At 48.7% G+C, this 10,419-nt stretch carries 11 protein-coding genes and 1 tRNA gene; 5 read left to right on the top strand and 7 right to left on the bottom strand.

Annotation, left to right across the window (positions count from 1 at the left end; translation table 11 throughout):
• The gene (locus ACOTSW_RS03395; RefSeq protein WP_423681003.1) at positions 1-420 is read left to right on the top strand and encodes a tetratricopeptide repeat protein; all 420 of its coding nucleotides are present in this window, start codon (positions 1-3) and stop codon (positions 418-420) included.
• A gap of 82 nt (positions 421-502) precedes the next feature.
• Here the strand turns inward: ACOTSW_RS03395 and ACOTSW_RS03390 are convergent, their stop codons facing one another.
• Positions 503-658 carry a hypothetical protein gene (locus ACOTSW_RS03390; protein ID WP_423681002.1) on the bottom strand — a complete coding sequence of 52 codons (156 nt, stop codon included), beginning with the start codon at positions 656-658 and terminating at the stop codon, positions 503-505.
• 68 nt (positions 659-726) lie between these two features.
• Between ACOTSW_RS03390 and aroG the strand changes: the two genes are divergently transcribed.
• Entirely contained in the window at positions 727-1,794 is a 1,068-nt protein-coding gene (gene aroG, locus ACOTSW_RS03385) for a 3-deoxy-7-phosphoheptulonate synthase AroG (RefSeq protein WP_423681001.1), read from the top strand.
• A gap of 49 nt (positions 1,795-1,843) precedes the next feature.
• Here aroG and ACOTSW_RS03380 read toward each other — a convergent pair whose 3' ends face one another.
• Positions 1,844-2,473 (bottom strand): retropepsin-like aspartic protease family protein, encoded by a 630-nt coding sequence (locus ACOTSW_RS03380; protein ID WP_423681000.1) that lies wholly within the window; start codon positions 2,471-2,473, stop codon positions 1,844-1,846.
• 84 nt (positions 2,474-2,557) lie between these two features.
• A complete protein-coding gene (locus ACOTSW_RS03375) occupies positions 2,558-3,049 on the bottom strand; it encodes a YajQ family cyclic di-GMP-binding protein (protein ID WP_423680999.1) in 492 nt (163 codons plus the stop codon).
• 87 nt (positions 3,050-3,136) lie between these two features.
• Between ACOTSW_RS03375 and murB the strand changes: the two genes are divergently transcribed.
• A complete protein-coding gene (gene murB / locus ACOTSW_RS03370) occupies positions 3,137-4,165 on the top strand; it encodes a UDP-N-acetylmuramate dehydrogenase (protein WP_423680997.1) in 1,029 nt (342 codons plus the stop codon).
• Positions 4,166-4,416: 251 nt separating this feature from the next.
• Here murB and ACOTSW_RS03365 read toward each other — a convergent pair whose 3' ends face one another.
• From ACOTSW_RS03365 to ACOTSW_RS03355, 3 genes are all read right to left on the bottom strand, one after another.
• Entirely contained in the window at positions 4,417-5,049 is a 633-nt protein-coding gene (locus ACOTSW_RS03365; RefSeq protein ID WP_423680996.1) for a hypothetical protein, read from the bottom strand.
• 70 nt (positions 5,050-5,119) lie between these two features.
• Positions 5,120-7,036 carry an ATP-binding cassette domain-containing protein gene (locus ACOTSW_RS03360; protein ID WP_423680995.1) on the bottom strand — a complete coding sequence of 639 codons (1,917 nt, stop codon included), beginning with the start codon at positions 7,034-7,036 and terminating at the stop codon, positions 5,120-5,122.
• 445 nt (positions 7,037-7,481) lie between these two features.
• Positions 7,482-7,556 (bottom strand) — tRNA-Arg (locus ACOTSW_RS03355).
• Positions 7,557-7,605: 49 nt separating this feature from the next.
• Here ACOTSW_RS03355 and ACOTSW_RS03350 point away from each other — a divergent pair.
• On the top strand, positions 7,606-8,094 hold the full coding sequence (locus ACOTSW_RS03350) for a hypothetical protein (protein ID WP_423680994.1): 489 nt from the start codon (positions 7,606-7,608) through the stop codon (positions 8,092-8,094).
• A gap of 185 nt (positions 8,095-8,279) precedes the next feature.
• The gene (locus tag ACOTSW_RS03345) at positions 8,280-9,452 is read left to right on the top strand and encodes a hypothetical protein (protein WP_423680993.1); all 1,173 of its coding nucleotides are present in this window, start codon (positions 8,280-8,282) and stop codon (positions 9,450-9,452) included.
• 209 nt (positions 9,453-9,661) lie between these two features.
• On the opposite strand, the gene ACOTSW_RS03340 is transcribed toward ACOTSW_RS03345, so the two are convergent.
• A complete protein-coding gene (locus ACOTSW_RS03340) occupies positions 9,662-10,357 on the bottom strand; it encodes a hypothetical protein (protein WP_423680992.1) in 696 nt (231 codons plus the stop codon).
• Between the last annotated feature and the right edge of the window lie 62 nt (positions 10,358-10,419).

The following is a 10,419-nucleotide window of genomic DNA, read 5'->3' as shown; positions in this document are numbered from 1 at the left end:
ATGAAAACTATCATGAAGACACTGATCGTCACATCGGCAGCGCTGCTGTTAACAAGCTTTGTAAATGCTGCAGATTTACAGTCAGAGGGGCGGGTTCATCTGGCGGAAGGGGATGCGGCTGCCGCGAGTAAAAAATTTGCGGAAGCAGCGAAAGTGAATCCATTTGATGCGTCTGCATTGAACAATCAGGCGGTATCTTTGGCAGCGCAGGGCGATTATGAAAACGCACTGAATTTGCTGGAGCGCGCGGTCAGACTCAATCCTGAACGCCGTGATATTGCGACCAATCTGACGAATATGCGGCAGTGGATGGCGCGCAACGTACCGCAAGTGAAACTGAAAGAGCAGAGCAAACCCATCGTGAATGTATATCCCGAAGGCGATATTCCGCCGGAACCGCCAGCGCTCTGGAAAAAATAAATACGAAATAAGGGGATTTGGCTTGCCAATTGCTGATTTTTGATGCAATATCAATGCTGAACTTTTTAAGTTTTATCAAAATTTAATATAGCGATTCAAGCCAAACGCCTAATTTATGAAACTTGCTTACTTCTTTTTCTTTTTTTACTTTAGCTATTCCAAGCCTCAGGCGGTAGGAAGAAGGTAAGCGCACAAAGAAAAAAAGCTCAACCAGATTTCTGAAAAAACCGCCAGTCATGGCGGTTTTTTTTTGCCACGAATTCAGCCATTTGCACTTATTTATACTTGAAAGACACAGGAGAGAACATGCACCGTACCGACGATTTACGCATACGCGAAATGAAAGAACTGGTTCCACCTTCACATTTGATTCGTGAGTTTGCCTGTTCTGTGAAAGCCTCTGAAACCGCAGCGCACGCGCGCACCGCCTTGCACAATATTCTGCACGGTAAAGATGATCGTCTGATGGTGGTGATTGGTCCCTGCTCGATTCATGACACCAAAGCGGCCATGGAATATGCACGTCGCCTGGCGGAACAGCGCACGCGTTTTGCTGGTCAGTTAGAAATTATTATGCGCGTGTATTTCGAAAAACCGCGCACCACCGTCGGCTGGAAGGGCTTGATTAATGATCCGTACATGGATAACAGCTTCCGCATCAATGATGGCCTGCGTATTGCGCGTGAATTGCTGCTGAATATCAATGAACTTGGCTTGCCTGCAGGTACGGAGTTTCTCGATGTGATCAGCCCGCAGTATATTGCTGACCTGATCAGCTGGGGTGCCATTGGTGCCCGTACCACAGAATCGCAGGTCCATCGCGAGCTGGCGTCCGGCTTGTCTTGTCCAGTCGGCTTTAAAAACGGTACCGATGGCAACGTCAAAATTGCGGTCGATGCGATCAAGGCATCCTCGCAGTCGCATCATTTTTTATCAGTGACAAAAGGCGGACATTCCGCGATTGTGGCGACCAATGGTAATGAAGATTGCCACATCATCCTGCGCGGCGGAAAAACACCGAACTATGACGCAGCTAGCGTCGATGCTGCCTGCAAGGACATCGCGAAAGCCGGTCTGGCGGCGCGTCTGATGATCGATGCATCCCATGCGAACAGCTCGAAAAATCCGGCAAACCAGATTCCGGTCTGCGCGGATATCAGCGCCCAGATTGCTGCTGGTGACACGCGTATTGTTGGTGTGATGGTTGAGTCACATCTGGTAGCCGGACGTCAGGATCTGGTGCCGGGACAAGAGTTGGTGTATGGTCAGTCTGTGACCGATGGTTGTATCGACTGGGATTCCAGCGTCAAGGTATTGGAAGGTCTGGCGGCAGCGGTCAGACAGCGTCGTGTGGTCGAGGCACAATCAGCGTAAGCGTTACATTATTGGCGTCTGTACGTGGGGCCTATGCGGATGATCCTGATCAGAAACGTTTGCTCAGGGTCATCTGATCGCCTTCGCGGCGCATTTCCATGCGGTTCAGAAACGACATGCCCAGCAAGGGTACCGTCAGGCCCGCTTCGATGACGGACGCGTCCACCTGATGTAATTCAATGTCGCCGATTTTGATGGTATCGAGCTTAATCAGATAAGTATTGACGACGCCACCGGCGGTATTGGCACGTCCCATACGCCCCGCTTTGTAATTCAGGCCGATACGCGTAGCATCGGCAGCGGGCAAGGCAATCAGGCTGGCGCCGGTATCGACCATCATATTTACACTGACGCCGTTGATCACGGCGGGTGCCATAAAATGCCCGCGGTCGCCGGCTTTCAGCACCACGCTGTTACCGCTGCTGGCAGCCGAGCGGTGTACAGTTTGTCCCATCACCAGCACGTAGCGTTTGCCATTGCTGACGATGGTGGCGGATTCACTATCTGCATCAACCAGCTTGGTGTCGCTGCTCAGCGCGCTGCCTACCGCATAAGCCTTAGGCGGTGCGCCATCGACAACCAGTATCGCCTTGCCCGGGAATAAACCGACGACGCCGACATCCGTTGCAAACGATGGCAGTGAACACAGGAAAAGTGGCAGCAGGGCAAAGCGTTTCATAGTGACTTTCGGTATCTGTACGGCATGCTGAAGAACGCGGATATCGCGCAATATTTGCATTGTCTGTGATATCCGCTTCAGAAATCAGTCACGGAAATTATTGAATTCCAGAGGCAGATCTTTGATTTCCTTACGCAGCAAGGCCATCGCTGCCTGCAGATCATCACGCTTGGCACCCTGAACGCGCACCGCGTCGCCTTGTATGCTGGCTTGCACTTTCATTTTGCTTTCTTTCAGCACTTTAACGATTTTTTTCGCGTCTTCAGTCTCAATGCCATTTTTGACCTTGATGACTTGTTTTACTTTGTCGCCGCCGATTTTTTCGACTTTGCCGAAATCCAGGAAACGTACATCCACTTTACGTTTCCCCATGGTTTGTGTCAGCTCGGTAATGATCTGATCCAGATGAAATTCTGTATCGCCAAAAATCACGACTTCGCGCTCTTTGTCTTTGAGTTCGATTTTGGCGCTGGTGCCTTTCATGTCGAAGCGATTGGTGATGACTTTGTTCGATTGCGTGACCGCATTCTTCACTTCTTCCATATTTGCTTCAGAGACGGTATCAAATGAGGGCATGGTGCTTCCTTGGTGAAATAAATAAACGTGTGCCATTTTATCAAAAGCGCGGCTGTCACAAAGCGCAGCAGCTATAATTTGCACTCTATGACGACGAATCTTTCTTTTTCCCGCGACGTTTCGCTGCAACCGTACAATACTTTTGGCATTGCGGCGCAGGCGAATTACTTCTTATCCATTACCGACGTCGATCAGTTACGTGCGCTGCGCGCCGATCCTGCACTCGCTGCCATGCCGCGTCTGATCTTGGGTGGCGGCAGTAATCTGGTGTTGTCGGACCAGGTCGATGCGCTGGTATTAAAGATGGATTTGCTGGGAAAATCCATCGTCGGTGAAGACGCAGAGTTTGTTTATGTGCAGGCGCAGGCCGGTGAAAACTGGCATGCGTTCGTGCAATGGACGCTGGCGCTGGGGCTGGGCGGACTGGAAAATTTATCCCTGATTCCCGGCACAGTCGGCGCGGCACCGATACAGAATATCGGCGCATATGGCATGGAAGTGCAGGACGCCTTGTTTCAACTCGAAGCCTTTGATTTTGCAAGCGGCGAGACGCTGGCGCTGGATAAGGCGGCGTGCCACTTCGCTTACCGCGACAGTATTTTCAAACATGCGCTGAAAGACCGCGTGGCAATCACCAGCGTGCAGTTTGCGTTGCCCAAACAATGGCAGCCAAAAATCGGCTATGCCGATGTTGCCCGGTATCTGCAATTGCAAGCGATCAGTGTCCCTTCACCACGTGCAATCAGCGATGCGGTTATCGCGATACGTCAGGCGAAATTACCCGATCCGCAGGTCATCGGGAATGCCGGCAGTTTTTTCAAAAATCCGCTGGTGAGCGCGGCACAGCGTGATGCGCTATTGCTGAACTATCCTGATCTGGTCAGTTATCCGCAGGCATCTGGCGAGTACAAACTGGCGGCCGGCTGGCTGATAGAGCGTTGCGGCTGGAAAGGAAAAAATCTGGGACGTGCCGGTGTTTATGAAAAACAGGCACTTGTGCTGGTGAATCGCGGCGGTGCGAGTGGCACAGAAGTGCGCGCGCTGGCGCAGGCGGTGCAGGCGGATGTGCTGGCGAAGTTTGCGGTCACGCTGGAAATTGAACCGGTGTTTGTCTGATTTTTGTCTGATTATTTCTCTGCAGATTGTGCTGGCTGGCGCTCTGACGTATGCGCCGGTTTTTTTCTGTCAATACAGATACTCCCCCTCTTTTTTAATAAAATCGCCTTTATCTCATTATAAATAAAGGGCTTCAAAATATACTGGGGGGAGTATATTTAAGGCATGTGGGCGTGTCTTTGGCCGTATTTGGGCACTATCGGGCAAGTTCAAAACCTTGCGGACAGCAAAGTCTCAAGTGCTGACACGGTTCAGCGATCGCAACCCATGCCTTTCAAATCTTTGTCCGCATTGCCGGCATTACCGCCCTGACGCAGACTCGCCAGTGCTTCACGCACCTTATCGCACATCGCTTTTTTACGCGCTGCTTCACCATTGTCGGGGGCACTTGCAGGTGCAGCTTTTTCGTTGGCAGCAGGTGCCGAGGCTGATGTTGGTGTCGCTGGCGTGGCTGGTGCTGCTGGCTTTGCGGCATTCATTGCACGCTGTTTTTCATCCATGCATTCTTTTTCAACCGCAGCCCGCACATCCGCAGCATTGCCACGTTGTGCATAAATTTCATTAATCAGTTTCTTGCGCTCTTCGGTGCCGGCTTCAGACAAAACGCGTTCCTGCGTCGCACCGGCTTCACGCATCCAGATAATTTTTTTAGCGTCTTCCCCACGCAAGCGGCACGATGCATCGACCACCGGTTTATTTGTATTGTCTGTGGTGGCGAGCTTGCCTAAGATCTGCTCTTTCTGGCCTTTGTCGCAGGGTTTGTCCTGATATGAATTGCCGCAGCGGTACAGGGTTTGCGCCTGCGCACCTGTCGTCATACTGAGAACCAGCAGTAAGCTGCCGAGCACGGTTGATGCTGAGAAAAGATTGCATCGTGTCTTCATAGTGACTCCTGTCGTCCAAATGCAGAGAGGTGCCGTCTGTGCACCTCTCTTTGTTTTACTGCGATTGGATTCAGCCTTTGCTTCTGGCCTCGATAGCTTCCCATTTATCCAGCGCGGTCAGCAGTTCTTCATCGATCTCGGCAAAGCGCGCATTCAGTTTATTCGCTTCGTCCGGGCCATTTTTATACAAGTCAGCATCGGCAAGTTTCGCGGTAATCGCAGCTTGTTCTGCTTCCAGTTGCGCAATCAGCTTGGGCAATTCTTCCAGTTCGCGCTGCTCTTTGTAGCTGAGTTTTTTTGCTTTTGCAGCGACAGGGGCTGTCGCCGTTGGTGCTGTCGTGGTGACATTGGCAGCGGGTTTGCTGTCGGCTTTCACCGCAGATTTAGCGACGGAATTGCTGTACCGTTCCCAGTCGCTGTAACCGCCGATATATTCGCGCCACTGGCCAGCACCTTCGGATGCGATAACTTGCGTGACCACGTTGTCGAGGAAAGTCCGGTCATGGCTGACCAGGAACACGGTGCCGGTATATTCTTCGAGCAATTCTTCGAGTAATTCCAGCGTGTCGATATCGAGATCATTCGTCGGTTCATCGAGCACTAAGACATTCGCCGGTTTGGCGAACAGGCGCGCCAGCAACAGGCGGTTGCGTTCGCCGCCGGACAAAGATTTGACAGGTGAACGGGCCCGCTCAGGCGCAAACAGAAAATCGCCCAGATACGACATCACATGTTTGCGCTGGCCGTTAATTTCAACGAAATCACTGCCCGGCGAAATCGTGTCAGCCAGACTCATGTCATCGTTTAACTGCGCACGCATCTGATCGAAATACGCGATCTGCAATTTGCTGCCTTGCTTGATGGTGCCGCTATCCGGTGTCTCCTCACCGAGTATCAGTTTCAGCAAAGTGGTTTTACCGGCGCCATTCTGACCAATCAGACCGATCTTATCGCCGCGCAGAATAATGCTGGAGAAATTTTTGACGATCACCTTGTCGCCAAAGGATTTGCTGACGTTTTCCAGTTCCGCCACGATCTTGCCGGAACGCTCGCCGGTAGTGACATCAAGTCTGACCTGACCTTGCAATTCGCGTCGTGCGCTGCGTGCCAGACGCAATTGTTCCAGACGTTTGACACGGCCTTCATCACGCACGCGGCGGGCTTTCACACCTTTGCGTATCCAGATTTCTTCCTGCGCCAGAAATTTATCAAACTTGGCGTTTTCGATTTCCTCGATTTCGAGTTGTTCTGCTTTGCGGGTCTGATAGGTGGTGAAATTGCCGGGATACGAGGTCAGCTTGCCGCGATCGAGTTCAACAATGCGCGTCGCCACATTATCGAGGAAACTACGGTCATGTGTGATGAACAGCACGCTGCCTTTGAAATCTTTCAGCAATCCTTCCAGCCATTGAATCGAGGAAAAATCCAGATGGTTGGTCGGTTCATCGAGCAACAATACATCCGGCGCACTGACCAGCGCACAGGCCAGCGCCACGCGCTTTTTCATCCCGCCCGATAAGGTGCCCATGATGGCGTCTTTGCTGAGGTTGAGTTTATCCAGCGTGGTTTCGACTTTATTGCCAAGACTCCAGGCATCGGCCGCATCCAGCTTAACCTGAATGTCATGCATACGCTCCATCAGCGCATCATCGTTGTCGCCTCCGAACTGGCCGGTCAGGCTTTCATACTCCTGCAACAGCGCAGGTAATTCACCGAGGCCCGAAGCCACCGCGTCAAACACACTGATGTTCTGATCAAATTGCGGTTCCTGCTCCACATACGCGATTTTCAGACCTTGTTGCTGCACCAGCAGACCATCGTCGATTTTTGAAGTGCGGGCGATAATTTTCAGCAAAGAAGATTTGCCGGTGCCGTTACGGCCGATCAGACCGACGCGCTCGCCGGTTTCAAGAGAAAACTCTGCATGATCGAGCAGAGCAACGTGACCGAATGCCAGTTGGGCATCGCTTAATGAGATAACTGCCATAAATACCTGTGAGATCAGTACGGCAGATCATGCCGGACTACATTGGAGAAAACCCGTATTGTACGACAGGCAGCACGGCGCTTAGCGATCTTGATGTGGCCTTGATTGATTGTTAGGGGCTGCTCAGGTAAGATGGCGGGCTTGCTGAACAGCGCCCGGCGTTGTTCGCACCGTGTCTCGCCGTAGTTCAATGGATAGAACGTATGCCTCCTAAGCGAACTATTCTACGCTTGAAAAAATAAAAAACTGAATAAATTCAAGCATTTAAATCCGTTTAAGTCCCGTCGTTTCCCCTGATTTCGTGTCCCATTTTGTCCCAAATTTGTCCCAAAAAATTTAATCTATTTTGTTTGGACGAGTGAAATTCGCCAAGACATATCATTGACGATTAAAATAACAAGTATTGCGAATGGAATTTGCTGCGGATGTTTGGCTAGATATGAAATGGTATCGCCAGCAGGAATCGAACCTGCATCTATCCCTTAGGAGGGGATTGCACTATCCATTGTGCGATGGCGACCCCAAGCCCATCATTATAACCTTTTCAGCAGTTTTATGAGTGAGAGAGAATGGAAATTCAGAACCAACTAATTGAACATCTCAAAGGTAAGACCAATGGCAAACTTGTGATGACCCCCAAGCAGTTGGCGGAAGAAATCCCCATCTCACCAAAACAGCAAAGCAAACTCAGGGAAGAAAAGAAGTTCCCGATTCCACATCAAAACATTGGACGCAATGTTTACTATTCCATTTTCCATATCGCTGATTTTTTGTTGACTGGCTCGGTGCAGCAAACTGCGGAGCCAGAGGTTAAACTCAAAAAAGAAAAAACAGCGCCGAAGAAGGTAAACCCTCAAACTTCCAGTGTGAATTTGTCGCACTTATTTTTGCTCAGGGCATTTGCTGGAAATCTATTTGCTCAGGCAGAAGAGATTACAAATCTCGCGGAAAATATTTTGAAGTACCAAAACTCTGCTGAAATGGTTGAGAGATTTAGCGAAAAATTCAAACCCAAAGGCACTATCAAAGACGGTGAAGAAAGTGATGGGAAAATCTGATCCAAGACGGTAACTATAGATGAAACGAACAGACTGTAACTATACAAAGGGGCATAGTCCGACAAATGTCCGTTAGTACCGAGGTTATAGAAAGTGATTAATTCTTTCAATTACAGCATTTAGCTTGCGCGATCACCTAAGTAAAACATTTGATGAAGTATAACGACTGAAAATTAAAAAACATGGTGAAGACCCTAGATCAAAAGGTACTTGATTGCGCCGTAGAGCAATGGAACAAAACGCATGCTGGCACTACCAGTATTGATATAGCGAAATTTGTTGGATCGTCCAATAGCAAAGTGATGAAAGCAATGATTGCCTTAGAGGTTACAGGTAAATGCCAATTGAACAAAAATGTAGAACTCTTCATCGTGAAGATCGGGAAAGCCGGACTGAAAATTGCAGAGAAAGCGACGATAGCCCATGTCATTTTTCCCAGCCCCGAAATTCTGACTGATTATTTCTACAAATCGGATCTCGCACGGCTTGGACTACCTGTTTATGTTGAACGACTCCATAAAGGATCACATCAATATGCGCTGGTATACTTCTCCGAAGAAGTGCTTACAAAATATCTTGATAGACCAGAGTTCTACGATGTTGAAGATTCTCTCTCAGGTGGATCGATTCGCTCTAATACAGCCGATGAGTCAACACATATTTATGTTAGGTTTGGGCGGCGTCAGCTCGCAAATGGAAGAAGTGCGGTCTTAGTTCCATTTAAAGATCTCGCTAGTCTTGATGATGCACAGCAGCGTTTTTGGCATGGTTTTGAAATCTCTAATCCAGAGGTTGCTAGCCTTGATCAGAACTATTCCAAGTTTATGCGAAGAACTTTTGATGGTGCTTTTGTAGAATATGAAAATCCGTTGGAAAACTTTGTAGAAGCAGTGAAATATGTAAATCGTAGTTTGGATAAACTTGTCTTGTTCAGGCACACAGACAATCCGCATTTGAGGGTCCCAGTCGAGAACACGGAGAAGTCGTTTTTTGATGCGTGTAGTGAGCTCTTTAAAATTATTGGTACAGATAGCCTGGTAGCACCCACTATTAGAAAAATTTTGGTCGAAGATTTTAATACAAAGGAAGATGAGTTCCTCCATAGTTCCAAAAGAGCATTGAGCGCGTTCCAGCAGCTCCAATTACTTGAAGCAAAAGCAGGGATCGAGCCAAAGGCTACGATCATCATTGATGAGGTGAAGGGGTACCGCATTAAAGCTGATCATGCTATCGTGAAGCCGCTAAATTCAGCAACTAATTTTGTCGAGAAGTTCCATATATTGTGTGATGACATTGCATATGCTCTTATGTTTTTTGCTACAAAATTGGAGGCGGCAAGAGCGAAAGAAGAGTCCTAAACGATAGCTAGGGAAATAAAGCGATGTTCTTTTCGGAAGAGACATAGTTGGTTCGTCATGTCCTCATCTGAATAAACGCGCCGCAAGGAACAGAGTAGATAAGTCATCCGCTGGCTCGTGTGAATTTACTTAAAGACTCTTTACTTATTCAAGTTAGTCTGAATGGAAATCCATATCTCAGTCCGAGAAAATGGACAAAGTGTATAAATCTATCCTGCCTCACGGTACATATCAAGGACAAAATCAGCAATCGGCTTGCCAAATCGCTCGGTCAACGGCTGCTCCAAAATTCCCAGCAAAAAATAGTCCGTGTAATTGATTGCCTTTTGGTCTCTTCCTGATTGAGCAAGAATCCATAGGGCGACAATTGCTAGCATAGTGCGCCTATCCAAATTTTTGGCCTTACAGCTTTTTGCAATCTCATTTTGGGTAGGGCTAGCCACTAACTTATCCAAGTCACGATGTGAACACGACCAAGTATCGCCAAACTGAAACTCAACCATATATTCAAGTAGCGAGTGGCATTTTTGCGCCACGCTTTTTCCAGATTGATATAGCCTCGCATCAGCTAGCAAGCTGGATACTGTTCGCTTGCAAACACTCTCGTCTTTATCCAACACCTTCCACAGTGGTAGCTTATCCACACCAGCCATAAGAATACTTGCTGTGCCGGGTAAGACCTTATCTACCTCCAAAACAAAACTCGCCAACGGGACAGCCTCAGAGTTTTTGCAGCGATCCCACTTATCACGATTCGTATTGAGTCCGTTTATTGACAGAAATTCGACGAGCGGTTCAATTTTAGTTTGTTGACTTGCCTGCATAACCGCTGCGAACCAAGTATCCACTTTCAACCTTTTGACCCCTACCAATTTTCCGCCAACCTTTGAGCTTGTCTTTACCATGCTTGCCTTTTTTCTGATCGATACATTTTTGCGAAACTATAACAGGGGCGCACGTTTTGCAA

The organism is Undibacterium sp. WLHG33, from assembly GCF_049544815.1.
Lineage (GTDB): Bacteria > Pseudomonadota > Gammaproteobacteria > Burkholderiales > Burkholderiaceae_D > Undibacterium.
Note: the sequence above shows the minus strand (reverse complement) of the source record. Positions and strands in the feature narration are given on the sequence as shown.